At 42.4% G+C, this 26,803-nt stretch carries 25 protein-coding genes; 18 read left to right on the forward strand and 7 right to left on the reverse strand.

Annotated elements, in window-relative coordinates; genetic code table 11:
* Positions 1–97 precede the first annotated feature (97 nt).
* The 4 genes from A9260_RS00975 to A9260_RS00990 all read left to right on the forward strand — a co-directional run bounded on the left by A9260_RS00975 (position 98) and on the right by A9260_RS00990 (position 4,093).
* A complete protein-coding gene (locus A9260_RS00975; protein ID WP_068695298.1) occupies positions 98–508 on the forward strand; it encodes a GNAT family N-acetyltransferase in 411 nt (136 codons plus the stop codon).
* Positions 509–685: 177 nt separating this feature from the next.
* Positions 686–1,618, forward strand: coding sequence for a TAXI family TRAP transporter solute-binding subunit (locus A9260_RS00980; RefSeq protein WP_068695300.1), 933 nt, complete (start codon positions 686–688; stop codon positions 1,616–1,618).
* Positions 1,619–1,690: 72 nt separating this feature from the next.
* Complete coding sequence (locus A9260_RS00985; RefSeq protein WP_068695302.1) at positions 1,691–3,607, forward strand: TRAP transporter permease; 1,917 nt, start codon at positions 1,691–1,693, stop codon at positions 3,605–3,607.
* A 189-nt stretch (positions 3,608–3,796) separates the two neighbouring features.
* Positions 3,797–4,093: a DUF3861 domain-containing protein gene (locus tag A9260_RS00990; RefSeq protein ID WP_068695304.1), complete on the forward strand. Its 297-nt coding sequence runs from the start codon at positions 3,797–3,799 to the stop codon at positions 4,091–4,093.
* A 428-nt stretch (positions 4,094–4,521) separates the two neighbouring features.
* Here the strand turns inward: A9260_RS00990 and A9260_RS00995 are convergent, their stop codons facing one another.
* The gene (locus A9260_RS00995) at positions 4,522–5,478 is read right to left on the reverse strand and encodes an AEC family transporter (protein WP_068695306.1); all 957 of its coding nucleotides are present in this window, start codon (positions 5,476–5,478) and stop codon (positions 4,522–4,524) included.
* Positions 5,479–5,753: 275 nt separating this feature from the next.
* On the opposite strand from A9260_RS00995, the gene A9260_RS01000 reads away from it, so the two are divergent.
* Positions 5,754–7,751 (forward strand): peptidase U32 family protein, encoded by a 1,998-nt coding sequence (locus A9260_RS01000; protein ID WP_068695308.1) that lies wholly within the window; start codon positions 5,754–5,756, stop codon positions 7,749–7,751.
* A 38-nt stretch (positions 7,752–7,789) separates the two neighbouring features.
* Here the strand turns inward: A9260_RS01000 and A9260_RS01005 are convergent, their stop codons facing one another.
* The gene (locus A9260_RS01005) at positions 7,790–8,656 is read right to left on the reverse strand and encodes a DMT family transporter (protein WP_068695484.1); all 867 of its coding nucleotides are present in this window, start codon (positions 8,654–8,656) and stop codon (positions 7,790–7,792) included.
* A gap of 295 nt (positions 8,657–8,951) precedes the next feature.
* On the opposite strand from A9260_RS01005, the gene A9260_RS01010 reads away from it, so the two are divergent.
* Entirely contained in the window at positions 8,952–9,872 is a 921-nt protein-coding gene (locus A9260_RS01010; RefSeq protein ID WP_068695309.1) for a ParB/Srx family N-terminal domain-containing protein, read from the forward strand.
* Between the two features lie 88 nt (positions 9,873–9,960).
* On the opposite strand, the gene A9260_RS01015 is transcribed toward A9260_RS01010, so the two are convergent.
* Positions 9,961–10,437, reverse strand: a complete 477-nt coding sequence (locus A9260_RS01015; protein WP_068695313.1) for a DUF411 domain-containing protein — start codon at positions 10,435–10,437, stop codon at positions 9,961–9,963.
* An 873-nt stretch (positions 10,438–11,310) separates the two neighbouring features.
* Here A9260_RS01015 and A9260_RS01020 point away from each other — a divergent pair.
* From A9260_RS01020 to A9260_RS01035, 4 genes are all read left to right on the forward strand, one after another.
* Positions 11,311–11,727 (forward strand): MerR family DNA-binding protein, encoded by a 417-nt coding sequence (locus tag A9260_RS01020; RefSeq protein WP_068695315.1) that lies wholly within the window; start codon positions 11,311–11,313, stop codon positions 11,725–11,727.
* A complete protein-coding gene (locus A9260_RS01025; RefSeq protein WP_068695318.1) occupies positions 11,724–13,967 on the forward strand; it encodes a heavy metal translocating P-type ATPase in 2,244 nt (747 codons plus the stop codon). Before A9260_RS01020 ends, A9260_RS01025 begins: the two co-directional genes overlap by 4 nt.
* Positions 13,968–14,161: 194 nt before the next feature.
* Positions 14,162–15,502 carry a hypothetical protein gene (locus tag A9260_RS01030; protein ID WP_068695320.1) on the forward strand — a complete coding sequence of 447 codons (1,341 nt, stop codon included), beginning with the start codon at positions 14,162–14,164 and terminating at the stop codon, positions 15,500–15,502.
* A gap of 76 nt (positions 15,503–15,578) precedes the next feature.
* Positions 15,579–15,995 carry a hypothetical protein gene (locus A9260_RS01035; protein ID WP_068695323.1) on the forward strand — a complete coding sequence of 139 codons (417 nt, stop codon included), beginning with the start codon at positions 15,579–15,581 and terminating at the stop codon, positions 15,993–15,995.
* 5 nt (positions 15,996–16,000) lie between these two features.
* Here A9260_RS01035 and A9260_RS01040 read toward each other — a convergent pair whose 3' ends face one another.
* From A9260_RS01040 to A9260_RS01050, 3 genes are all read right to left on the reverse strand, one after another.
* Positions 16,001–17,353 (reverse strand): BamA/TamA family outer membrane protein, encoded by a 1,353-nt coding sequence (locus tag A9260_RS01040; RefSeq protein ID WP_231892618.1) that lies wholly within the window; start codon positions 17,351–17,353, stop codon positions 16,001–16,003.
* 249 nt (positions 17,354–17,602) lie between these two features.
* Positions 17,603–19,012 (reverse strand): PTS glucose transporter subunit IIBC, encoded by a 1,410-nt coding sequence (gene ptsG / locus A9260_RS01045; RefSeq protein ID WP_068695324.1) that lies wholly within the window; start codon positions 19,010–19,012, stop codon positions 17,603–17,605.
* Positions 19,013–19,348: 336 nt separating this feature from the next.
* Entirely contained in the window at positions 19,349–19,852 is a 504-nt protein-coding gene (locus A9260_RS01050) for an opioid growth factor receptor-related protein (protein WP_068695325.1), read from the reverse strand.
* A gap of 295 nt (positions 19,853–20,147) precedes the next feature.
* Here A9260_RS01050 and phnD point away from each other — a divergent pair, with 295 nt between their 5' ends.
* The 4 genes from phnD (at position 20,148) to phnE (A9260_RS01070) (ending at position 23,656) form a co-directional block, all read left to right on the forward strand.
* Complete coding sequence (gene phnD / locus A9260_RS01055; RefSeq protein WP_068695326.1) at positions 20,148–21,086, forward strand: phosphate/phosphite/phosphonate ABC transporter substrate-binding protein; 939 nt, start codon at positions 20,148–20,150, stop codon at positions 21,084–21,086.
* 133 nt (positions 21,087–21,219) lie between these two features.
* Complete coding sequence (gene phnC / locus A9260_RS01060) at positions 21,220–22,035, forward strand: phosphonate ABC transporter ATP-binding protein (protein ID WP_068695328.1); 816 nt, start codon at positions 21,220–21,222, stop codon at positions 22,033–22,035.
* Complete coding sequence (gene phnE / locus A9260_RS01065) at positions 22,032–22,832, forward strand: phosphonate ABC transporter, permease protein PhnE (RefSeq protein ID WP_068695330.1); 801 nt, start codon at positions 22,032–22,034, stop codon at positions 22,830–22,832. The genes phnC and phnE (A9260_RS01065) overlap by 4 nt, the downstream gene beginning before the upstream one ends.
* Before the next feature lie 11 nt (positions 22,833–22,843).
* On the forward strand, positions 22,844–23,656 hold the full coding sequence (phnE, locus tag A9260_RS01070; protein ID WP_068695332.1) for a phosphonate ABC transporter, permease protein PhnE: 813 nt from the start codon (positions 22,844–22,846) through the stop codon (positions 23,654–23,656).
* A 106-nt stretch (positions 23,657–23,762) separates the two neighbouring features.
* Here phnE (A9260_RS01070) and A9260_RS16985 read toward each other — a convergent pair whose 3' ends face one another.
* A complete protein-coding gene (locus A9260_RS16985; RefSeq protein ID WP_197485303.1) occupies positions 23,763–23,924 on the reverse strand; it encodes a hypothetical protein in 162 nt (53 codons plus the stop codon).
* Between the two features lie 229 nt (positions 23,925–24,153).
* Here A9260_RS16985 and trhA point away from each other — a divergent pair, with 229 nt between their 5' ends.
* From trhA to A9260_RS01090, 4 genes are all read left to right on the forward strand, one after another.
* Positions 24,154–24,801 (forward strand): PAQR family membrane homeostasis protein TrhA, encoded by a 648-nt coding sequence (gene trhA, locus A9260_RS01075; RefSeq protein WP_373604466.1) that lies wholly within the window; start codon positions 24,154–24,156, stop codon positions 24,799–24,801.
* 120 nt (positions 24,802–24,921) lie between these two features.
* Positions 24,922–25,626: a hypothetical protein gene (locus A9260_RS01080; protein ID WP_068695334.1), complete on the forward strand. Its 705-nt coding sequence runs from the start codon at positions 24,922–24,924 to the stop codon at positions 25,624–25,626.
* 4 nt (positions 25,627–25,630) lie between these two features.
* Positions 25,631–26,185, forward strand: coding sequence for a DUF2301 domain-containing membrane protein (locus A9260_RS01085; RefSeq protein ID WP_068695335.1), 555 nt, complete (start codon positions 25,631–25,633; stop codon positions 26,183–26,185).
* 182 nt (positions 26,186–26,367) lie between these two features.
* Complete coding sequence (locus tag A9260_RS01090) at positions 26,368–26,781, forward strand: VF530 family DNA-binding protein (protein WP_068695336.1); 414 nt, start codon at positions 26,368–26,370, stop codon at positions 26,779–26,781.
* The last annotated feature ends 22 nt before the right edge of the window (positions 26,782–26,803 follow it).

The raw sequence follows: 26,803 nt of genomic DNA on the forward strand, positions 1-26,803 counted from the left end.
TGTTAGTTTGATATTCTGCCTTATGCCGTTATGGTTAGTCACATATAAGCAAAGGCTTAGCAATATTAATGCTAGCAGAGATAAAGAGAACAGAGGCATGCAGGTAAAAATTGTAGATTGGAACTCAAGAGACGACATCTTCTTTGTTCGTCATTGCGTCTTTTCATTAGAGCAGGGCATTGATACGTCATTAGACTTTGATGGACAAGATTTGGAAGCCGTTCACGCTGTTGTTTATGCACAAAACCAGCCTGTCGCGACAGGACGAATGTTGCAGGATGGGCATATAGGTCGAGTGGCCGTACTAGACAGTTACAGAGGTAAAGGACTTGGTGCAACGACGGTGAACGCTTTAGTACAACAGGCAAAGAAACAGCAATTTGCCAAGGTGTATTTAGGCGCGCAGCTGCATGCGTTAGATTTTTATTATAAATTAGGTTTTAGCCCTTTTGGCGAGCGCTATTTTGAAGCAGGAATCGAGCATCAAAGCATGCAATTAGTACTTTAAGCTTTGCTTTGAGAGACATCTCTATATAACCAACCATTTTAACTAATAACTAACGTTCGCATCACATTCAGCCACACAATATTTTGACTTGCCACTATCGCCAAGTAATCTATATCAATCCACTAGAGTAAAATTTAAACAACAATAACCCAGTGGATTAGATCAATTATCAAGGAGATAGATGTGATTAAACGTAACTTAATGTTGGCTTTAGCGTGCTTATTACCGTTGTCAGTTAGTGCTGCCAACTATTCAATTGGTACGGGTGGCCAAAGTGGTATTTATTATCCTTTTGGCGGCGCATTGGCAAAGGTGTGGTCAGAACATGTACCTGATGTAAATGCAAAGGCTGAAGTCACCGCAGCATCGGTTGAGAATACTATTAAAGTCGTGCGCGGCGATATGATTGCTGGTATCGCTATGGGGAATGTGGTGCTGGACGCTTATAAAGGTGAAGGTAAGTTCCCTAAAAAAATGCCAGTTAAAACACTGTTCGCTTTATACCCCAATCTTGTACATACCTTAACGTTAGAAAAATCGGGCATTAACTCATTAGCGGATCTGAAAGGAAAACGTGTCTCGTTAGGCGCACCTGGCAGTGGCACAGCAGTAACGTCTGCTGCGCTATTAGAGTCCGTTGGCATTGATGTTAAAAAAGACATTAAAGCGGTTTACCTTAACTACTCAGAAACCACCAATGCTCTAGCGAACGGTCAGGTTGATGCTGGCTTTATTGTTGGCGGGCAAGGTGTTGGCGCAGTGACGCAAATTGCGTTAACTCATAAGATAAAAGTGCTGTCGATTTCTGAACAAGAAAGCAAAGCATTTGTGACGTCTAACCCTGCCTATAGCGCCTATGACATCCCAGCTGGCGTTTACAATAATGTTGGTGAAGTCTCAACACTGAGTGTATGGAACGTATTGGTAGTTAATGCCAATATGACAGACGAAATGGCTTATGATCTGACTAAAGCGGCTTATGAGAATATGAGTGATATTCGCAAAGTGGTGAAGATGGCAGAAATGACCACGCCACAAAACGCTGATCGCTTGCAAGGCGTACCTCTACACGCAGGTGCTAAGAAGTATTTGGATTCTCTGTCTAAATAATTAGCCCAGATAAAAAGCAAGCATCTCGCTTGCTTTTTTGTTGTCTCTTCTACTTATCTCTCAGGCGTTGTTATGGATGTTACTAATAACGAAAAAGACCAAGATCTCACGGCTAACTTACCCTACGAAAAAGTCACAACCGTTTTTGGTTATGTGATTCTGGTATGCGCCGTTGCGTTGTCGGTATTTCAAATATGGCAAGGGATCAGCTCTACAATTTCTGCCACTTACTTTAGACCAATACATTTGTGTTGGGTTTTAGTACTGATCTTTTTACACTTTCCTCTAGTCAAAAATCGTAAAAGTCGTTTTTATCTGTTGGCTAGGATCATCGACTTAATATTGTGTGCACTGATAGTGTTTGCTGGCTATCGAATGTCCATCTTCGATTATAACGATATCAATTATCTGTTTTATGGTTTGCAAGGCGCAGACGTATTTGCCGGCATTGTTTTGATAGCTCTGTTAATGGAAGGGTGTCGCCGAACAGTTGGCTGGGTAATGGTGTTTATTGCGCTGGTGTTTCTTAGCTACAGCATGTTTGGCGATTTGCTGCCAAGTTCAATGGCTATCAAGTCCTATAGCTTGCAAGAGCTGATTCAGTTTCAGATATTTTCTGCCAATGGCGTGTTTGGTTCAGCCCTAGGTATTGCCGCTACTACCGTGTTTATCTTTGTGTTATTTGGCGCTTTTTTAGAGGTGACAGGGGCGGGGAAATTCTTTATCGACCTCGCGTTTGCGATTGCCGGTAAATATCGCGGAGGTCCGGCAAAAGCAGCAGTGCTTGCTTCAGCAGGTTTAGGCTCTATATCAGGTTCGGCGATTGCTAATACCGTAACCACGGGCTCTATTACCATTCCGATGATGAAAAAGCTCGGTTATAAGTCAGAGCAAGCGGCTGGAATAGAAGCGGCTGCCTCAACCGGTGGACAAATAATGCCGCCAATAATGGGCGCAGGTGCGTTTGTTATGGCTCAATTTACCGGAGTGCCTTATAGCGACATCATGTTTGCTTCTATCGCTCCTGCCATTTTATATTTCTTCTGTACATTGCTTTACGTGCATTTGATGGCGTGTAAGTTAAATCTAAAGGCGGTGAGTAAGACTGAGGCAGTCATCGAGGTCATGAAGCATGGCGCGCATCATCTGCTCCCTTTAGTGTTGATTACCACGCTATTGATGATGGCATATTCTCCGTTGTTGGTGGGTGTGGCAGGTTGCGCAGCTATTTTAGTTGTGTCGAGCATGCGTAAGCATAGCCGAATTGGCATTAAGCTATTTTTACTTGGAATGAAAAACGGCGCTCTATTGGCGTTGCCTATATCGGCGGCGTGTGGCGCGGCGGGCATTATTGTTGGAGTGGTGGGACAAACGGGTATTGGGCTGCAATTTACTCAATTCGTTATGGATTTCTCCGGCGGACAAATGATTATTGCTTTGGCGCTAATCAGTGTTGTGGCGCTAATATTGGGGATGGGGTTGCCAGTCACCGCGGCGTATATCGTACTAGCAGTCATGGCTGTGCCTATGCTCAGTGATTTTGGCCTACCAATTTTAACCGCGCATTTGATTGTGTTTTGGTTATCTCAAACCTCCAACGTGACGCCGCCGATTGCGCTGGCCGCGTTTGCCGGAGCAGGGGTTGCCAATGCTAATCCGATGAAGTCCTCGGTTGAAGCATTTAAGCTTGCGGGCGGTCTGTTTATCATTCCAATCATGATGGCGTATACCAACCTAGTTAACCCAAGTGCAGGCATTATTGCGTTGTTAATTTCGGTGGCGCAGACCCTTGCCATTATTGTGGCAATTGCGATTACCATCGAAGGCTACTTGTTAGACACCTTGAGTCGATTGGAAAGGTTAGCAGCATTTATCGCTATCCCGTTGCTATTGCTCAATCCGTTCAATATGGGGGTAGTCGGTGGGTTTATCATCATTGCTTTGGCTATGATTCAATGGCGATCTGCTTCAACAAAACATCCCGTTTAATACGATTGTTTTAATATCAATCTGTTACAGATATAAACCCTGATTCTTTGAGTCAGGGTTTTTTATTAACAGAACAATAAGGTTGACAACCACAACCAATTTAAATATAGTTGCTCTTATCAACTGGTTGTATGGACTATTTAAAGCCATATAGTTGCAGAACCTAAAATATAAACAGAAGGTACCTATATGAATCCGACTAAAGGCCATCAATATCGAATCACTATTGAAGAACGAGTATCCGAGCAAGTAGGTCAAACTTTGCAGCTTGAATTTCAAGACAGAGAAGATTTATTTAAAGTGGTTGAAATGATCAATAAAGGCAGTGATCTAGAAACAGAAGAGGCCACTCGATTAGCGATTGCCCTTCGTTTAATGGGGCCGGTGATGATGCAAAAGAGAAAACATCCGCTGTTTTTGGAATTTATGCCGCACTTCAAAGTGTTTATGCAAAATCTAAAAAGCAAGATGAAAGCGGCCATTTAATACTAGAGCCATCCATCACTAATGGGTCGTCATAACAATTCAGCATATCCCTGACATAAATTGCAATTATTTGGTATAAAGTATGCGCAGTTAAACCGATATTGTTTTGGAGAATAGAAGTGGCGTTAGTAACCAGATTTTGCCCAGCTTGTGCGTCGGGTACCCCCCATGAAACAACAAAGCCTATGCATTGGCTTCATTTGATTTTAACTATAGTAACAAGTGGGTTATGGGGTGTTATCTGGCTGTGGCGAGGCTTGATGAATCGTCCATGTGTTTGCACCCATTGTGGTTGTGATAACTCATAAGTGACCGAGTTTCTTCATTGAATAAAAAGCGCGCTACATTATAAAATGTAGCGCGCTTTTTTGTTGATTAGCCAAAGCATATTGGTTTGATTTCGGCTATTAATCTAGCGTTAATACCCCTTAATAAAGCAGATTAAGGCTACTAAGAATAACCAAGCCAAGGGTCGTCGTAATAACCGACAAAATGGTGGTTAGGGCAATAATATTGGCTGCCAAAGTAGAGTTGCCACCCATTGAGCGGGCCATGACATAACTTGCAGCGGCCGTCGGTGAGGCGGTCATAAAGAAGATGATACCAAGCGCTTCACCGCTAAAGCCAAGTGCATACGCCAGTAAACAGCTGACGATAGGAGCAATGACCAGTTTTAGAAAAGTTGCAATCCAAGTCGGTAAAGTCTCATGTTTTAACGATTTAAGATCCAACGATCCACCAGTACACAGTAGCGCAAGTGGCAATGTCATACTGGCAAAGTAGTGCCCGGCATCAGAAGCAATTTTTGGTACTGGCAAGCCGATAAAGGAATACACTAAGCCTGCCATGATAGAAATGATCAATGGGTTACTGGTGATACTTTTAATGATAGCTTTTACGGCACTATTACCCGCTTGCGTGCCTTTGGGCGTTAATGAAATAACGGCTAATACGTTATACAGCAGGGTAGTGGCAGCCACATAGATTGCCGCGGTTGCCAATCCTTCATTGCCATACATATTGGCGACGTAAGCCAGAGCAATAATGCCAGTGTTAGCACGAAACGCACCTTGCACAATCACGCCATTATCTTGATTGCCTTTTAAAATCACGCCAATCAGCGCAGTACAAAAGGCAAAAAATAACAAATTGCTACCAACACTAAAGCCAACTAATGATGCGCTGGTGGCAAAATCATGGTCTGCTTCCACCAGACTAAGAAATAGCATTGTTGGCAGGGTAACTTTAAATACCAAGTTGGAAGCACTTTCAATAAAACTGTCATTGATAATGGCGGTTTTTTTTAATATCACGCCCATGACCAAAATTAAACAGATAGGTCCTGTGACTGAGATAGAGAAAGCGAGTTGATCGAAAAGTCCCATATGTGCCTGCAAGTTGTAAAAAGTAAGAAGTATTTCTGTTCGCGGTCAAATTGTATTACAAATGAGCGAATCGACGTATAATGCCACGATTATCACATACTTGGCAAAGTGAAATCTGCAACATTGGTCGGCAATTTTAGCGATACCCTTGGATTGATCGCGATATTCACATCCGATTTCCGATAATCACTGTGATGGGCTTAATATCATATCTAAGGTTACTTTTTAGCGCAGATAACGTAAGATGTGCGCCTATTTTTTCTCGGGAAAAGAATGTGAAAAGAGAACAGTTTGAGTTACTAGCACCAGGTGGCGATTTAGATTCAATCAAGGCGGCCATTGCGGCAGGCGCTGATGCGATTTATTGCGGTTTGGATAGATTTAATGCGCGAAATAGAGCCACTAATCTGACTTTAGATAACCTGAATCGCGTTCTTGAACTGGCACATCAACATCAGTGTAAAATATTCGTCACCTTGAATGTGCTGATTTTAGAAAGTGAAATCCCAGCCATTGTGCGTTTACTTAGCCAGTTAAACACCACGCAAATTGATGGTGTGATTGTGCAAGATCTGGGGTTAGCTTACTTGCTCAAACAGTACTTTCCCAACCTAGATGTGCACGCATCAACTCAGCTTAATACGCATAATGAAGGTCAAATACTGTTTCTCAATCAACTGGGTTGCAGCCGAGTTAACCTTTCCCGAGAGCTCAACATTTCAGAAATTAAACATCTTGCGCAGTTTGGCTTAAAGCATGACGTATTGATGGAAGTGTTTGTGCATGGTTCTTATTGCATTGGCTTTTCTGGATTATGCTATATCAGTTCGGCGCGTAATGGCGCATCGGGAAACCGAGGACGTTGCAGTCAGCCTTGTCGTGAGCAGTATCAAACGACGCAAACCGGTAATGATTATCCGCTTAATTTAAAAGACAACTCAGCTTTTGGCGATCTTGAAGCTTTGGTGGATGCCGGAGTGTATTCCCTTAAAGTAGAAGGGCGCATTAAAAAGTCTCATTATGTGTTTACGGTTGTCGATAACTGGCGCAAACAGATCGATCGCTTATGTGATGGGGAAACCTTATCTGAGGATACGACAGAGTTATATACGGTGTTCAATCGTGATTTTTCCAATGCCTTCTTGCAAGGTAACTTTGGCAAAAATATGTACATTGATAACCCAAGAGACAACGCGGCGACTCATTTCTCTAAGATATATAAAGCGACTTCAGAAGATCAAATTAAGTCAGTAAAAACCAAGCTTTATGATGATAAAACGCAGATTATCGAGCACGTTGCTAAAGTCACCGCAGACTTTGATATTGATGATAAAGCGGTAAAAGGTTCAAGCTTAAAAGGTGGCATAGATACGCCGCAGATTGAAAAGTTGCAGCATCACAATCCAGAAGCTGAACAAGTGAATTTGTCTGTGCTGATCTCGTCTGTTGATGATATTGAGCTTGCCTGTCACTCGCAGGTTGATGTGTATTATCAACTACCGATGGCAATGAAAGGCGAGCTTGCTCACTTATTAACGCTGTTTGAAGAGAACCCGAATCTTAATCCTTACTTTCCATCCATCTTAATTGGTGATGATTATAGCGCTGCCATTGAGTTTCTTAATATTGTTAAGCCTCGCCTTACCATCACTAACAATGCAGGGGTTGCTTACCAAGCCAAGCAGTTAGGGCTTGCGTGGGTGGCAGGGCCGCACATGAATACAACCAATTCTTTTGCGATGCATTGCCAACAGTTGGAGTTTGCTGCCAGTGGCGCGTTTATTTCGAATGAGTTGAGTAAAGGGCAAATTCGTCACATCAAACGACCGCAAGGTTTTAGAACTTTCTACAGTGTGTATCATCCCAATACACTGTTGACCAGTCGCCAATGTTTATTCCAGCAAACGGAAGGCTGTAAGAAAATCAAGGTCAATAAAGGCTGTTTAAAACGTTGTGAAAAACGCACTTCTATCATTAACTTAAAAGACAATCCTTATGTGGTGCAAAAACATAAGGGCAGTCACAACAGTATTTACAGTGAACATAACATCTTAAATCTGGATATCTTAGAGGATTACCCGCAGTTGCTTAGTGATGTCATGATTGACCTTAGAGCGATTCAAACAGAGACAAGCATTAGCGTGAGCAACTCTGAACTTGTGGAGCTGTTTTTAAGCATGCTACAAACCGATTCAGACAGTAGTAAAGAGCGACAAGCTATTGAGCAAGTGATTCAGCCGACCACTAATAATCAGTATCAAAAAGGCATTTAGCAGCGTTTAATATTGAGTTTGGTGTGTGGGAAAAGGAATCAATTTATTGATTCCTTTTTTTGTGAATTGGGCTTTTTATATAGCGTTAGGGCAATCCCGCCAAGTATTAACAACATAGTGACTAAAGTAGTCATGGTTAACGACTCATCAAGAAATACTGCGCCCATTAAGAGCGCGATTGCCGGTACGGTTAGTTGGGCAAGAGAAGCATTAATCAGGCTAATTTTAGGCACAATGGCATACCACAAGACATAGCCTGCGCCAGACATGATTGCGCCAGATAAAACCCCATACAAAATACCTTGAGAGCTAATCTCTGAGGCATTAAACAGCCAAGGTAATAAGCCTAAAGAAAGAACAGAGGCGATGATAAAGCCTTTGGTTGTTGCGCCAAGTGCGCCGTCTGAGCGTTTACCGAGTAAGGTGAAGCCAGCCCAACTTAGCCCCGCAATTAACATACAGATGATAGGCCAGAAATCAAACTGGTTCGATGACGGATTCACTAAATAGATAAAGCCGATAAACGATAGCGCAATGCCGAGCATTTCAATGCCGCGAATGCGCTGACCTTGTAATAGATGCGCGCCCAATAAAGAGAACTGAACTGCGCCAAATAAAATCAATGCGCCAGTGCCGGTGGTGAGTTGGGTATAAGCAACAGAAAAAAGCAGTGCGTAACTAAACAAACAAACACCAGAGTAGATCCCTAATCGCCACTGTTTGCGAAAACCTTTTACGCCACTGGTCAATAATAATATTAGGCTCAGGGTTATTGCCCCAGACAAGATACGCACCAAGGTAAATACTTGCGCTGAAACCGCGCCATCAACTAAAGCCAGCCGAGAAAATAAAGAATTGGCAGCAAAGGCCATCATTGCCAGAGTCGTTAAAAGTAAAATTTGCACATTCATTCCCACGATAATTTGACGCACTTTGTGATATTTCGCCAAGCAGTCACAACGATAACCAGCAGCAACGCCAAGCGGTTAACCCTGACTAAGTTGTTGAGTCAGTTAAGTTAGCACAAGCTTGCTGGTGATAACACTTCTTCCATTTTATTACCTAAACTGGCTAATTCTCACAAATGACATTTATCTGTAATCCCAGTTTCATGCTTTGTTTTTATTGTATCTACAAGCAAAGCATCAAGATGGATATTCAAAATGATGCTTCCTAAGTGTTTAATAATAAAGGTTTAAAATGAATTGTTTGAATAAGTGTCTTATCGCGCTCTCAACGGTAATCTGCGCATCTTCGGTTTTGGCACAAGATATCTCTAATGTAAAACAAGGTGATGTATTTCAAGTTACCTTATCTGATCTTAAACCAACACAGCCGTCAGTAGGTTATGATCAAGTGTATTACAAACTAGGTCGTTACCAGCACGATATTGAAAAGCAATTCGATGAAATTTGCGAAGCGAATGGTCAAAAAGGCTTAGTCAGCTTTGATCAAAACTCACTGCCAGCCAATCCGACATCATTTACCTGTGAGCAAGGTATTGGTGAGAAACGCAAAGACATGAAAACCATAGTGCTTGCGCCAAATAATCAGTTTTATCTAACCGATGGTCACCATACTTTTAATACGTTCTGGCATATGTCTGGCGGTGGTAGTGATTTTAAAGTGCATGTTGTGGTGGATAAAGACTACCGAGACTTGGCGAATATGGATCAGTTTTGGACGGCGTTAGAGTCTGACAAGAACGCTTGGCTGTATGATTTAAACAATAAAAAGATCTCCCATGAGCAACTGCCACAGCAAATGGGTATTCATAATTTTGCTAACGATCCTTACCGCGCTTTGATGTATTACTCGCGTGATGTAAGTTGGGATAAGCCTAAGCAACCGGTACCATTTTTGGAATTTTACTGGGCAAAAGAGCTAAAGCCTGTATTTGATTTGAATCGTTTTGACCTAACGACAGAGAAGGGTTACATGCAAGCGGTGAAAGAGGCGGCAGATGTGATTTTAGCTTTGGATACCGACAACTTAGGTGGTTCAGGTTTAACCGCAAAGCAGATGGGACAATATGCAGGATTTGATGAAAAAGAATTCAACAAAATGACCCGTAAAACCAGCAAGCTAAACTACATGCTTGGTTATAAGCAGTCACTGTAAACTGCCTTTATAAATCGTAATCAACAATAAGGTCATTGTAGATAATCACTCTACAATGACCTTTGTCATATTGATTTGAATCGTTCAGTTATTGGTTGTGATGGGAATTAGAATAAGAATGGTACACTTGGGTTGTACCGTCATCATAAAAAGCAATCACATCAAACCCATGGTATTTTTGACCCTCTTTTGCCATACCGGGAGAGTGCATTGGCATGCCAGGTACTGCCAACCCTTTAATCCCCTGTGGACGCTCTTTTAATAGACGAGCAATGTCCTGTTCAGGAACATGTCCTTCAATTAAGTAACCATCAACAATCGCACTATGACAGGATTGCAATTGAGGTGTTAAGCCAAAGCTGCTCCTAACATTTGACCAGTCTTTTTGCGGCTGAACATCCACCTGATAACCTTTGTCTTGCATGATATTTGCCCATTGCGTGCAACAACCACAACTGGGTGACTTGTACAGTTCAATGTTGGTGTTGGCATAGCTTAAGTTGACATAGCTTAATCCGCTAAAAAACAGTGATGCGATAAGCAGTGTTTTGTTCAATGTAGTCATTATGTGCTCCTTTGCTAAGCATAGGACTTAGCAATCTAAATAGAATCTCAATAGTTAAGTAAACTTCAATTGTGTGTGGGTAGTGCTTAACTAATGGGAGGGCGGAGGACATTTTGTTTATAAGGGCCGAGGACATTGTCAGCATCAAAATGGATGCGATAGTGTGAAAAATGGACAGTTGAGTTGTTATCGGAATTGCTGAGCATCGCGGCGAGGTGACCACAAAATTGCCCACAGCATGAGTCGGTACAAGGGGATGAATAATGAGGGCAATTTGCGATGGATTCTACATTCGTACAATCAAGGTTGTTTGCCTTATGGATACGACTTGATGCTGTCATGGTGTTGGCATTATCGGATGATAAATCGTGATTAGGCGCAGATGATAGAGCCACTGAAATAAAGACAGTCAGTATCAAGGTGATGATAAATAAAGTGTTGTGCGCTGCTTGTTTCATCATCGTGCCTATAAGTGGTGTGCCTTGTTTATAACTTTAATGTTTATAACTTCCATCTTTATAACTTCAATGTTTATAGCTCAACATTTCTTTTAGGGTCAAGCCTCGAACGCTATTTAGTGACGCAAGTTAAATAACCGTAAACACGCCCATTAAATGCTTTGACCTAGGTCATGCACACACCTTTTACACTGTGATTAAGGTAATAAATAAAGGGAAAAAACGATGGGATGTTGCAATAAGCCACCAGTGGGCGGGACTCGCTCTTTAGGCATTTTATTGAAGTGGGTTGGACTGATGTTGGTCGGGATCTTGGTTATCGCGTATTTTTCATAATTCGAGCTTGACCTATGTGTTACTCCTAGGTTTTAGACTAAGGTTATATCATCTGAAAACGAATTGGGAAATGGCGATTATGATGACCTCTAAACTGGCAAAGTCGGCCAATGTATCAGCAGATACGGTTCGGTATTATACCAAGCGCGGTTTAATTACGGCCACGCGAAATCCAGACAATGGCTATAAAGAATACGATTTTAGTGCTTTGCAGCGGCTCACGTTTATTCATCAAGCAAGAGAATTAGGTTTTAGTCTCAAAGAAGTCGAGGATATTTTGGCGTCCGCTGAAGACGGGCAGTCTCCTTGCCCTAAAGTGAGACAGATGATGACGGATAAAATCACTGAAACGGAAGCCCAAATACAACGATTGCAGCATCACGTTACGATGTTAAAGCGCACATTTAATGACTGGGATGATTTACCCGACAGTGAGCCGACCGGCCATTCTATCTGTTGTTTAATTGAATCATGGACACAGGACAGCGCAAAATGAATCAGCTTTCTTTGCAACTTAAAGGTGTCACCTGCGCCGGTTGCGTTGCCAATATTGAAAAAGCATTGGGCTCCCAGCTGGGTGTCAAAACCGTCAATATTAATTTTGCCAATCGTACCGCCAGTCTCTATACCGAGTTATCGGCTGAACATATCATCAAAATCATACAAAGTGCTGGTTACGGCGCATCGATTATCCTTGATGAAACGGCAGCAGAACAACAACGACAGCAAGCTGAACAACAAGAGTATCACGACAAAATCAAACACACCGTGGTTGGCTTGGGGTTAGGTGTTCCGTTAATGGTTTATGGCCTGCTCGGTGGGTCGATGAGCGTGAGTAATCATTTGCAACAGCTGTTGTGGCTGGTGGTTGGTTTACTGACGTTGGCAGTGCTTTGGTTTAGTGGTCGTCATTATTTTATTGGCGCAAGCAAAGCGTTTAAAAATCGCAATGCCAATATGGACACTCTGATTGCGCTAGGTACAGGCTCGGCATGGTTGTATTCGATGGTGGTTGTGATTGCGCCATGGTTGTTGCCCGACACAGCTCTGCATCTGTATTTTGAAGCATCGGCAATGATCATTGGTCTGATCAATCTTGGTCAAGCGCTTGAGCTTAAAGCGCGAGGTCGCACATCACAAGCCATTAAACGACTGCTGGATTTGCGCACCAAAACGGCGGTATTACTGCAAGGTGAAGAGACTTTAACGGTAGCCATTGAACAGGTGGTGGTAGACGATCGGCTGTTAATTCGCGCAGGGGAAAGGGTTCCTGTAGATGGTGAGATCATGGATGGTGAGTCTTTAATTGATGAATCTATGCTAACTGGAGAGCCTATACCTGCCTTTAAAAAAGAAGGCGATAGCGTATCGGCAGGTACGATAAATGGCGATAGAAGCTTGGTTATCCGAGCGACAAAAGTTGGGCGCGATACTCAGTTAGCACACATTATCAACATGGTACAAAACGCACAAAACTCTAAACCTGCTATCAGCCGTTTAGCCGATAAGGTCTCAGGGGTATTTGTTCCTACGGTGATGATACTGTCCATAGTGACGGCATTAATGTGGTACAACTTTGGGCCTGCGCCGACGGTCATCAATATGTTAATCACGGCAACCTCGGTGCTCATCATTGCTTGCCCTTGTGCGTTAGGGCTTGCAACGCCAATTTCGACCATGATTGGCATTGGCAAAGCGGCTGAGTTTGGTGGTTTAATTCGCAATGGTGATGCACTACAAAAAGCCAGTGCAATTGATGTGGTGATACTGGATAAAACAGGCACGATTACCGAGGGTAAACCGAGTGTTGTGAATATTGAGCATCTGCACCATGATAGCCAAGTTTTAGAGTATTTATTGGCATTAGAGAGTGGTTCAACTCACCCTTTAGCCTCGGCGATTATGCAATATTGCCAAGTTCATCACTCTTCATCGACCAAACTTAAAGCCGTTGATTTTCAATCACTCAATGGCCTTGGCGTGAGTGCAACAGTTGCAGGCCATAGTATGTTACTGGGTAATAAACGGTTAATGCAGCAGCAAGGCATTGATGTGCAAGGGTGTAGCGAAACAGCAAACCAATGGCTACAGCAATCTCACAGCGTGATCTATTTGGCGGTAGATAAAAAAATCATCACCTTACTATCGATTGCCGATCCTATAAAAACAGAGTCTCCTGCGGCCATCGCAGCGTTAAGATCACTGGGTATTAAGGTGGTCATGTTAACGGGTGATAATGTTCAAACCGCCCAATCAGTGGCGCAACAGGTTGGAGTTGATGAATATCACGCCGAATTATTGCCAGAGGATAAATTAAACTGGGTGACGCATTTTCAAGAGCAAGGGCATGTGGTGGCAATGGTCGGTGATGGGATCAATGATGCTCCGGCGCTGGCGCAGTCACAAGTAGGTTTTGCTATCGGGCACGGCACGGATGTGGCGATTGAAAGTGCTGATATTACGTTAATGAACGGTTCACTGTTTGGTGTCTCTCAAGTGATTGAAATCAGTAAAGCGACCATACGAAACATTAAGCAAAACTTGTGGGGAGCATTTGTGTACAACTCTCTTGGCATTCCAATTGCAGCCGGCATTTTGTATCCATTTATGGGGGTATTATTAAGTCCCATTGTTGCGGGAGTCGCTATGTCTCTTTCCTCGATTACGGTTGTCAGTAATGCTAATCGATTGCGATTATTCTCTCCTAAATCTCAGCGAGGTACCGACAATGGTTAATGCGATTGGACTGATATTGATTGGATTGATTGTGTGGTGGTTTTGGATCAAGTAGCCAGTAAATGGATATTTTTATTACGATTTTAAATACAAGCAACTTCCATTTTGGCATGCGCTTTGTGTTCGAAACAATGTTACAATACAGTGTAACGTAGTCAAAATTTTAGTAAAAATATCCAGGATGGTTTGAATCAATGTTAGATCTGAAGATCACGGCAAAAAAGAGTATTGAATTGCAACAAACACTCTCCGCCGCTTCACAATCGGAAACTAAGGTAGAGTTTGTAATACCAAGCAGTATTGATCTTGGTGACACCTTTTCGGCTGGAGATTTCTTCGATAGTTCATTTACCCAAACACGACGCTTCCATAAAGGTAAAAGTATCAGTTTGATGTTGCTATACATCAAGATACTCGAAAAAGAGCAGCTTCCTTATGAGTCCTATAAGACTTCTATTAGCTTGTTCGCTTATCTATTCATCAACGAAATTCGCTCCTTTAAAACCACGCAACAAAAAGAAGAGCAAGCGGTAGAAGAGATCATAGAGAAGGCCAAAGGGCATTCTAATATCTTGTCTTCATTTCGCCGATTTTCTTTAGAAGACGACCAAAAGTTTGAACGTTTTCGTAAAGTGGATGCCATTCTCTCTTATGAATTTGAGCAATACCTTCTTCGTCAAACCGCTTATGTGCAGAACATCAAAGGCGCAACGGTTGCCCGAGATTATCTGTCACAATTATCCATGGCTGAGGACGAATACCGCATTACTCAAATGTACGAAAGCATCTATTCAGTCAAAAGCATTGAAGCGGAAGACCAAGAGAAATTAACTCGAGTATTTAACCAAACTGATCTACAAAAGAAACTGCTGGAACTTCCACTACGCATACACAGCACCAGTAAGCGAGTAGGGGAAAAAGAGCGTTATCTATCACTGGCGATTGCGACCGGTCTTATCATGCTCGGTTTTAGTGTGGTGATTTTTCAGTTCCGCTTAATGGGTTTAGATACTGATTTACTGTTTGTGATGGCGATTGCCGCGCTGTATGTGGTCAGAGATGTATTTAAAGAACGCATTAAATCTTGGGTGTTTGACAAGATCATCCGCAAAAAGCCGCGTGTGGTATCGGCCTTTAATATGCCCGATAAAAAAACCGATTTAGGCACAGGAGAAACCTGGTTTAACTCTCAGCCTAACTCTAAAGTAGCCATTGCCAATAGAGAAAGTATCTCATTGTTCTTTAAGGAAATAGTCAGTCTTAAAAACTTTGAATATAACGGTTTTAAGAAAATCAAAACCAATACCACCATTGATCTTGGGGCAATTATGCGCTGCTTCCCCAGTGAAAATCGTGATATGTACGTTTATGCCAGTTCCAATAAATCTCGTAAAGTCAGTATTTCTCGACGCGGTAGAATCGAGATAAAAATACACGAGAAAAAAAATGAGCCAAGCGGCGTAAAAGAAAGAACGGCGCGTTACCGTGTCACATTCGATAGAACCAAAATAATAAAATTGGAACTGTTAAATTAGCGCGATTAAGTACAGGTTAAGGTAAGCATAAGGGCAGCAGATGAAGGTCATATTGTAATGAGGTATCGCAATCATCATGACGTTTGAGCAATGGGCCTTTATTGCCGACCTTTACACACCATTACTGATTGTATGCAGTGTGTGGTTATTATACCTGTCTCCCGCATCCCGCCGTCAATCCAGCATGAAGGCAATGGTGATTTGCATTGCGATTGTGTATATCTCAATGGCGATGGATGAATGGCTATCAATCTGGCCTAGTTTTGGCGCAGATTACAGTACCCACAGCGCCATTGCCTTAGCACTGGTCGTTCATATAGTGATAAAAAGCCCATGGCTTGCTAAGTGGATTGCGGTAAGTTCTTTATTTGCTTACCTGCAATTGATGCATCATCAGCAGTACCATACTTATCTGGATATGATCTCAACTTTATTGTACTTATTACCCATGCTGGTGGTCACTTGGCTGCGTTTTGACCAACAGAATACCTAGAATACCTAGAACGGCTGATTCACCATAAACCACATATAGCTGCCTTCATCTGATACTGCGTAATCAAATCGCACCACCAAACCTGCCGCTAGCGCGCGAACTGCCACACCAGCGTCAAGTTTCATGTCTGTTGTTAAATCCCCCAAATCATAGCTTGGCGCGACTTGTCCAGCTTCTGCAAAAGCGACTAACTGAAACCAGTCAATATTAAGAAAGCGTAACCAAGAGACATCTTTTATTGGGTTATAACGTAAGGTGTAGCGGTATTCGGTAGTGGCGTACAAACTGGCTTTATCGTGAAAGCGATTGGAGTTGTATCCGCGCATTCGGTACGTGCCGCCCAGTGTTGCGCCCTCGTTATAAGGCGGTGCATTTTCGGCTACACTGCTGTCATTGCCTTGTGAGAGGGTCCAAGAAGGGGAGTAACCTGTCCAAAAGTTAAAAGCAAAGATGCGCTGTGACGCCCATGAGCTTTCCCCAATAGAGAGATATTTACTCATATCTAACTCAACAAAATCCCATGAGCTATCTGGCGAAATGATGGTACCTTCATAGGAATAGCCAATGTATTGTCTGCTACCCATAGAAGGGTTGGGGGCAAAGTCAGTATTGTCGTATTGAATACCAAGCTCAAAAGCGCTCATGTCGCCTGCGCGTTCATGACCAGTGGCGTCTTCATAGGATTGATAACGGTTAAACTGACGAAGTAACAAGATGGTCGAACCGGTTTCAAGTGGGTTCCAATACGTGTTACGCGGGCCATCAACCAATAGGCCGTTTCTTAGGTGGTAGTGTACGGTAGCGTCTGTTTTAGCCGACCCCATAGGCAGTACATATTCAACTTTAAAGTCTAACCAGTTTGAAAACCCATCACCTTGGATATAGTCATCAGGACTAGAGCCTGAACTTCCCCATCTTGGGCTGTCGTTTGGCAAAGAAACATTGCCATTGGTATAAGCTCTTTGTTCAGGAAAGTAAGCGTACATTCCTGCCACGGAGATAAACGCGCGCTGGGCGAACCAAGGACGATAGTTCCAAATTCCTGCCGACACGCCATAACTTTCTTCACCTGCCCAACCGGTAGCACCTATTACCAGTTGTTCTTGCCCAACACCTTGTACAACTCCGCCAACCCCCATGTTAAAGCCCATGGTTTCAGAAGAGAATACATAGGGCAGAACCATATTGTTTTTGGTGTTGTTGGCATTTTCTGCGCGGCTAATGGTGTATTTCATTCCGACGGGCGTTGCGGCATTAGCGGATAAGGTGAAACCTAACGTGCAGGCTAATGTAACCAGAAGTCGAGGCTGGAAGGGATTGTTGTTAACGTTAAGTCTATGTTTTGGCATCAGTTTCATGAGCATCCTGCTCTTAGTTCCATGGTGTCTATTTATGGATGATACAAATAAATACCGCTAAGGCAAAGATAAGAAATAAGGTGATGTGCAATTAATTAACATTTAAAGTGAAATAGTGATCAAAGTAAGCATTTTTCTAGGGAAGTGGCTTCAAACAAGAGTAGATAGTGGGAAAGTGAGCGGGGAAAAAAGTGGCTTTCATAAAGAAAGCCACTGCACAATGTCATTAGTATAAATTAACCAATAAACTTAGTTGTTGTTCATGTGTTTTAGCATCTGCGTCTTATAAACATCACTATTGCCACCAAAGATGGCTTGGACTCCAGTACCAACGCGAACCACTCCCGCAGCGCCTAGGCTTTTGAGTTGCGCATCGTTAACCAGTTGCTGATCTTTAACTTGCATTCGTAAGCGAGTAATACAGGCATCCGCGGATACGATATTTTGTTTACCGCCAAACGCTTCCACCAATGCTTTAGTAAAATCATCACCTTCAAGAACAGGTTGTGATTTTGTTTCGGCGTCTTCTCTACCCGGCGTTTTAAGATCAAAGCCTTTGATAAAGGCGGTAAATACAGCGTAATAAACGGCAGCGTAACCCAAACCAAGCGGGATGATCATCCAACCTTTAGTGGATATTCCGTAGAAGGTTAAGTAATCAATTAAACCCGCGCTAAAGCTATAGCCGTGTTTGACCCCTAAGATGATGCATAATGGATAGGCAAGGCCTGCCATAATCGCGTGCAGTACATACAGCGCAGGGGAGATAAACAAGAACGCGAACTCAATAGGTTCGGTGATCCCGGTAAGAAATGATGTCAGCGCCGCTGAGATCATAATCCCCATTACTTTAACGCGATTTTCAGGTTTAGCGGCGCGACCAATAGCGATGGCAGCTGCCGGAAGACCGAACATTTTAAATAGGTAACCGCCTGCAAGATTGCCAGAGTTAGGATCGCCGGCAAAGAAGCGCGGGATTTCACCGTGGAATACTTGTCCTGCGGCATTAGTAAAGTCACCCGCTTGCAGCTGAATGATGACATTAATAACGTGATGCAAACCAAAAGGTATGAGGGCGCGTTCAGCGGTCCCGTAAGCCCAGAAAGCCATGGCTGGATTTTGCTCTGTAGCCCAATGACCAAACGCATCAATGCCTAGGCCAATAGGTTGCCAGATGAATGCCAACGCAATACCTAATAGCAACATTGCAAATGAAGTCACAATAGGCACAAATCGTTTACCGGCAAAGAAGCCAAGATAGGCTGGCATCTTGATGGTGTAGAAGCGATTGAACATGTATGCGCCCACAGCACCAGAAATAATACCACCGAGTACCCCCATATCGATGTGATCAACGCCAAGTACGCCTGCCATTACTTTTAATGTAGCGATCAGGACATAATAACCAATACCAGCAGCGACAGCCCCCACGCCGTCGTTATCGGTAAAAGAAATGGCAACGCCTAAGGCAAAGATTAAAGGCAGGTTGCTAAATACAGCGCCCCCGGCTTCGGCCATTAGTTGTGACACGATAGGTGGAATAAAAGCAAAGTTGGCGGAACCGATACCCAATAAGATACCGGCGGCTGGCATTGATGCTATTGGTAGCATTAATGCTTTACCAACCTTAGACAGGCTAGCAAAGAAATTTTTAAACATGTGATTACCCTAATATTTTTTATTTTAGCGGGAAAAAGTAACTGCTTTTTGATGATTACTCAAAATGTAAATATGCAAAATAACTCTCTATTTTTGAAAGGAAAAAGTCTTAAAAATCATAGAGATTGAATAAAGTCATATTGAATCTAGGTTGAGCTTTGTTATGGCATCGGTATTGTCAAAATTTGAGCTATTTAACCAGCTAGAATGATCAGTTAATTACTTCGATTGGCATAAAATGGCATGTTGGGGTTTGCCAGATATAAGCCTATCTGGCAGGGCAATAAATCACATTAATATTGAGGGGTAGGGATTATCGAAGTCTTATGCTTGTCACTATTCAAAACGATTAGCATTGCGCCAATGATTGAGAGTTGTGTCACAGATATCACCATATTCAATGGCTGCTTTAAGCATGGCATCTTGAAAAAGCACACTCACTTCCATTTGTCCTAATAGAGCAAGGCTTCGAATTATTCGAGTTATACGGCGATGGTTATGATCATTTTTTGTTAACCAGCTGTGTTTCTCTTGGTTAAACCGTACTTTGGGTATGATGTCATCACCAGTGTAATGCAGTTCATAAAAATCCAGCATTATGATTAAAGATTTAAGTTGTGCTTGTCGAAGAGCCCGACAAGATATGAAGTAATCACGAGTTACTTGGCAGGCGAGTGGAAATTCAGGATGGCACTGACTGGGAGTGTCGATAGGGAACAGCCAATACATATATTCGCGTTCGTATTGCAACCAATAATCATCAAGATGCCATATTTGTTCGATGGTTCTTTGGTTATGATCATGATGTTGGCCTAACATAAATTGGCAAAGTTTATTCATTATTATTTTTAATAACCACTATATTTGATGCGACAAACTAGCCAGATTGACCCGTCACGCTTATGCTAACGATAGTCAGTAATTAAATCTATTCTATGCAGTTATTAATAATAACCATTTTCATCTTTTATGCTTATGAATCGTGCAATGTATCTGTAACTATTTGTTAATAAAGGGTTAATGTTTGTGCTGTTATATTTTTGGTGTACATAATTTATTCATAAACTTTAAACTTAACTGTCATGTATCTCGACTAACTTAACTCCCGAACTTAATCACCGTTTAGGAAACAACAATGAAGTTAGTTAAGACTGCAGTCGCGACTGCACTAATGTTCTCTGCAGCCGTTTCAGCAATGGACTCACGTTATCAAGACCGTAGTGGCAACCTAGTTGCTGACGTTCCTCAGAATCAAGCTGAATGGGCTAACCCATCAACACTTATCTTTGCTTATACTCCAGTAGAAGACCCTGCGGTATACGCTGATGTATGGAGTGAGTTTCTTGCACACCTAGAAAGCACCACAGGCAAGAATGTTCGTTTCTTCCCTGTACAAAATAATGCAGCGCAAATTGAAGCAATGCGCTCAGGCCGTTTGCATATTGCAGGTTTTAACACTGGCTCTACGCCTCTAGCGGTAAACTGTGCCGGTTTTGCACCGTTCACTATGATGGCGGGTGAAGATGGCTCTTTTGGTTATGAAATGGAGATCATTACTCACCCTAAATCAGGCATTAATTCAGTTGAAGATCTTAAAGGCAAAAACCTAGCCTTTACCTCTCAAACGTCAAATTCTGGCTTTAAAGCACCTTCGGCTATCCTTGCCGCGGAATACGGCCTGAAGCCTGAAACCCACTTTACTCCTGCTTTTTCTGGCGCACATGACAATTCAATCTTAGGTGTTGCTCATCAAGATTATGATGCAGCAGCCATTGCCAACTCTGTACTTAACCGTATGTACTCTCGTGATGTGGTAAAACCTGAGCAAATTACGTCTATCTATAAGTCTCAAACATTCCCAACTACCTCTTACGGCACAGCGCATAACCTTGCACCTGAATTACAAGAAAAAATTCAGCAAGCTTTCTTCAGTTTCGATTGGAAAGGCACAAAGCTTGAGCAGGAATTTGGTCGTAACGGTGAAGCGCAATTTATCCCAATTACTTATCAAGAGCATTGGGAAGTGATTCGCACTATCGATACTGCAAATAACGTCTCTTACACCTGTAGTTAATACGGCTTAAAGCCACTGTATCGCGGTTAGTGGCAGTGGTTGTGGTAAGAGTATTGGGGTAGGTAGGGCTCATTATTGCTCTACTTACTTCATGTTCAATTTTCTCAATCTTAATCATCTCGAAATGGAAATTATGTCTACTCTCATTCTAAAGGGCTTAACCAAGCATTATTCAGCGTCGGATAAAGCACTTACCGATGTCAGTTTTACCGTTGAACCTGGTGAAGTGGTTGGTTTGATCGGTCCGTCTGGCGCGGGTAAATCGACTTTGATTCGCTGTATTAATCGCCTGACTGAACCAACTAAAGGGCAGGTCATCTTTTCTGATAACGATCTGGTAAAACTATCCAAATTTAATTTACGCCAAGCTCGCCGTGAGATTGGCATGATCTTCCAAGAATATGCACTGATTGAACGTTTAACAGTGATGGAAAACGTATTATCTGGACGCTTAGGTTACGTGGGTTTTTGGCGCAGTTTTACTCGTCGTTATCCAGCAGAAGATGTGCAAGCCGCTTATGCGCTTTTAGACCGAGTAGGATTACTAGAGCATGCGAATAAAAGAGCGGATGCGCTTTCTGGTGGTCAGAGACAACGTGTTGGTATCGCTCGAGCACTGGCACAAAAACCAAAATTGCTGTTAATTGATGAGCCAACGGCAGCACTGGATCCTCGCACTGCGCGTCAAATCATGCGGTTGATCAGTGAAATCTGTGAAGAGCGCCAACTGCCCGCGATTATTAACATTCATGATGTCGAACTGGCTAAAAAATTCGTACAACGCATTGTCGGTCTCAAAGCGGGTGAAGTGGTGTTTGATGGCAAGCCAAGCGAACTTAATGAGCAAGCATTAACCAGTATCTATGGTCAAGAAGATTGGAATCTTCCTAGTGAACACCAAACTGACGCTGAAGCAGAGCTTGTTCAGTTTACCGAGGCGTTGGCATGAGCAAGCAGTATGCAACAACGTGGAAGAAGCCACCGCTAATTTCCAGTCAATGGCTGCGTTGGGGAATCACAGTTTCAGTGGTCTTGTATCTTTATCTTGCAACGCAATCTGTCGAAATTAACTGGACTCGTATTTATGAAGGAAGTGAGCGCGGATGGCGTTTCATTGTCGCTTTCTTTAATCCTGATTTTGCGGGTCGTTGGGACAATATTTCTAAAGGGTTAGTGGAAAGTTTAACCATGACCCTGACCTCGACGGTTGCGGGGGTATTGTTATCCATTCCTTTTGGTTTGGGCGCGGCGAAAAACCTAGCACCAAAGCCTATTTATCTGTTTTGTCGCGGCTTTATTGCTGTGGCGAGAAGCTTCCAAGAAATCATCATCGCTATTTTATGTGTGGCGCTGTTTGGTTTTGGTACGTTTGCAGGTTTTGTCACATTAACCTTTGCCACGATTGGCTTTCTGGCAAAACTGTTTGCTGATGAAATTGAAGGTATCAATCCTGCCTCTCTGACTGCCATTAAGGCAACTGGTGCGAGTTGGTTTCAGCAAGTGAACTATGCGGTACAAGCGCAAGTTATGCCTCGTTTTATCGGTTTGTCTATGTACCGTTTAGACATCAACTTTCGTGAATCTGCGGTGATTGGCATTGTGGGTGCGGGCGGAATTGGCGGAACCTTGAATACAGCTATGGATCGCTATGAATACAGCGCCGCCGCCGCCATTCTTCTGATCATTATCGCTATTGTTATGGTATGTGAGTACACCTCTACCATCATTCGTAAAAAAGTGCAGTAAGGTACAGTGTTATGAACAACTTAGATTCTTTGCCTTCTGTTTGGCGTAAATATGATGAAAAACAGACCCTTACTCACTGGGCAATGTGGTTGGCCTTTGTTGCATTGGTTGTCTTTACTTGGCAAGTAATGAATGAAGATACCATTTGGTATTTTGTGACCGATGCGCCTAATCAGATGGCTGATATTGGCTCGCGTATGTGGCCACCTCGCTGGAGTTACTTAGAACAGTTATGGCAACCATTATGGGATACGTTAAACATTGCAACATTAGGTACGCTGTTAGGCATTGTTTTAGCGTTTCCTGTGGCATTTTTAGCGGCCAATAACACTACGCCAAGTGTAGTATTTGTCAGGCCAGTGGCTTTGTTTATTATTGCAGCAAGTCGTTCTATAAATTCATTAATCTGGGCTTTGTTACTGGTTGCGGTATTAGGTCCAGGTTTACTTGCGGGCATTATTGCGATTGCGCTTCGTTCTATTGGCTTTATTTCTAAGCTCATGTACGAAGCAATTGAAGAGGTCAATAAAACTCAAGTATCGGCGATTCGCGCAACAGGCGCTTCACCTTTGCAAGTGCTTGATTATGGTGTGATGCCGCAGGTGCTACCAAGCTTCATCGGCACGAGTTTATTTCGTTGGGATATCAATATCCGTGAATCGACAGTGCTGGGATTAGTAGGCGCGGGAGGAATTGGCTTGAAGCTACAAGAGTCGATGGCAATATTGGCATGGCCACAAGTGACTGTTATTTTTTGCTCTATATTGGTGACAGTAGTGATTTCTGAGTGGATATCAGCCAAAGCAAGACATGCACTGATCTAGTCGTTTAAATATCAGTAATATGATCCAATAAAAATGCCCCAATAAAGGGGCATTTTCAATTTAAATTCAGCACTACAGTTTAGTGTGACATTCTTCTAGGGTGCCTTTACTCAAACACACTTAATGCTCTTGCTTTGCTGCATTTAACTGGGAATTGATGTTGAACTGCGCTGACCGATGAGCAGACTTTTGCTAGTGCGGTATTGTTATTCCAAATAAAAAATCCAGCAAGGACAATAACGGCTGCGATTACAATAGGTTTCTTCATGTCGTTGTATTCCATGTATTTAATCAATCTTGCTAAATAATAGACTAACCATCTGAATTCACCTGATATGCAAACAAAGGTTTAGGTTCTGATTGTATTCAGAGGGGCGCATATTTAAGTCGCATATCTAGGCCATCCACTAATTTTAGTATTAACCTAATTTAAGCGTACAGTTGTACGCTAAAACATGACATACTCAATATTACGTTCACTAAAGTAAGTAATGTTGATGTCGACAGCCCCTGAATACAGCAAGAATGAAGAGATTGCCAATTCTGTAACCCATGGTGTGGGGATGCTATTTGGTATTGTTGCGTTGGTTTTATTATTGCAAAAAGCGCTGTTAAACCAAGCAGATACTATGACGATTACCAGTATGGCTATCTATGGCAGTAGTATGATTATACTGTTTTTAGCTTCGACGCTTTATCATGCGGTGCCAAACCCTAAGACTAAACGCTTATTAAAAACCTTTGATCATAGCGCTATTTACTTACTTATCGCCGGTAGTTATACGCCGTTCCTGCTAGTTAGCCTGCGAACGCCACTTGCGATTGGACTGATGATTGTGATTTGGTCTATTGCATTGCTCGGCATCATAATGAAAGTTGCTTTTGTGTACCGTTTTAAACGCTTTTCTCTTATTAGTTATACGGTCATGGGCTGGCTGTCATTGGTTATGGTTTATCAACTCTCCATGACTTTAGATCCGGGCGGCTTAGTGCTATTAGCTGTGGGTGGGGTGGTGTATTCATTAGGTATCATTTTTTATGTTGGGAAACGTATTCCATTTAATCACGCGATTTGGCACTGCTTCGTATTAGCGGGTGCAGCCTGCCATTTCTTGGCGATTTATTACTACGTGCAGCCGATATAAACAAGCACAGAGCAAAGTTATGTGATTGAAAATTTTGTTTGTTTAAGCGATATAGATCTAAGTTATCTCATTGAATAATGTAAAGGTTTGTCCTAGTTTTGTTATAGGAGGAACCTTTATATGCACGTAAAAAATCACCGTTCAACGGTTACAAAGTACTTAGGCAGTTTTTTATCCTTAATGTTGCTCTCTGGCTGTGAATCGACGACAGAGAGTTCAGTGTCAATAGTACCTGATGCACAAACATCCATTCAAAAGTTAGTATTAGAGAAAATCTTGTCACCAGAGGGGCTAGGGGATAGTGACGCAGCTTTCACTCATGCTTATGTGGATCTTAATGGTGATACAGAGGATGAGTTGATGGTGCTCATGCAAGACCCTTATTTTTGTGACATTGATGGCTGTAGCGCTTTTTTGTTTAATTCATCCCAGCAATTAATGGCAACAACGAAAGCGGTTAAATTTCCCATCTTAATGACCCATATTAATCGCGATGGCTGGATCAATATTGTCGTTGGCAGTGGTAACTCTATGCGTCTATTGCAATTTAACGGTCAGTCCTATCCAACGGATGCCTCAGCAGAGCCGCGATTTAGTCGAAAAGGTCGTCAGAAAGTCGCCCATGATATTGTGGTTAAAAGTGATGCTTATAAAACGGATGGTTATGAATTGATTGAACGTTTAGATCTTCCTATGTTTGCGCAGGTTGAAGAGTTCAAATATCAGTTTAAACGTGAGTCAGATCCCAATAGCGTATCTATAGCGACTGTGAATACCTTAACGGGGTCTATCTTTTTGAGTACAGAATCCCTATCTACAGAATAAACGGATGGCGAACCCAGAGCATAAAGAACAATTAGATGGATTAGATAAGTTGAGTGTTGTGGCGTATCGTTTTGGTATTACATTGTTTTCACTCGCCTTATTGTTGCTATCCGTTATACATCTATTGCCATTATTTGAGATAAATGTTTCTCCAATAATAAGGAATTTTAGTTTTCATCTTGTGGCCATTGCCGCGGTACTGAGCGCGGCAAACATTCATGTCTATGATAAAAAAGCCCGCATGATGATCACCTGGCCAACTTGGTTAGGCTTGTTATTGTTTATTTTGTTTCCGAGCAGAGAATGGCTGTACATCGGTTTTTTGTTCGTCACATTTACCGGTATTGCTTTAAAAGAGTCTTATTGCTTCAAAATAAAAGCCCTGAATTTTTTACCTTTATTGCTGGTGGTCTCAGTACTAGCACTGTGGATGGAAGAGCCCACTTTATTTGGTCTTTTAGTCGCAATCAGTGGTGTGATTTTTGTGGTACTTAGCGCTGCTAAATGGCGGATGCCTTTGCACTTTGATATTGGAAATAAATCAAATTATCAAGTTTAGTGGGTGGTTGTTGCATATTGGATCGGAACATTCAGAGACGTTGTACTCAAACAATGTAATCAAACTAAGATAAATAACGCAACATAACAGCCAAGCTCTTCGATTTTTCTTACCTCTTAGCCGCACTCGTTGCTATACTCGACTCCAAATAGATTTCCTTAAAACAAAGACAGTGAACGCAAATGAGCATTAACAGAGAAGAACTACAAAACAACCCACTACACGGCTTAAAACTGGAAGATATGGTTCAAGAGTTAGTGGATCACTATGGCTGGAATATTCTCGATACTGCAATGCGCTTCAACTGCTTTAACACCAACCCATCCGTTGCTAGTAGCGTTAAGTACCTACGTAAAAGTGAATGGGCAAGAGAAAAATTAGAAGCGTTTTATCTTTCGCGCTTTAAGCGCATGCCGCGTCCAACGGAAGAAGAGAAGTTGATGCCGCCAAGAATGCGCACCTTTGCCAATGGTATTGAACCAAAAGAGCCAATGGAATTGACAGTTGATTCTATTTTAGCCTCACAAGCTAAAGCAGCATCTGCATTTAAAGAAAGAAAAGCTCAAGAGCGTCGTTCATCTCGTCCACGCCGCTAGAGTTAGATACTGCTAGATAAAA

The sequence above is a fragment of the Vibrio sp. UCD-FRSSP16_30 genome, from assembly GCF_001676025.1.
Taxonomy (GTDB): domain Bacteria; phylum Pseudomonadota; class Gammaproteobacteria; order Enterobacterales; family Vibrionaceae; genus Vibrio.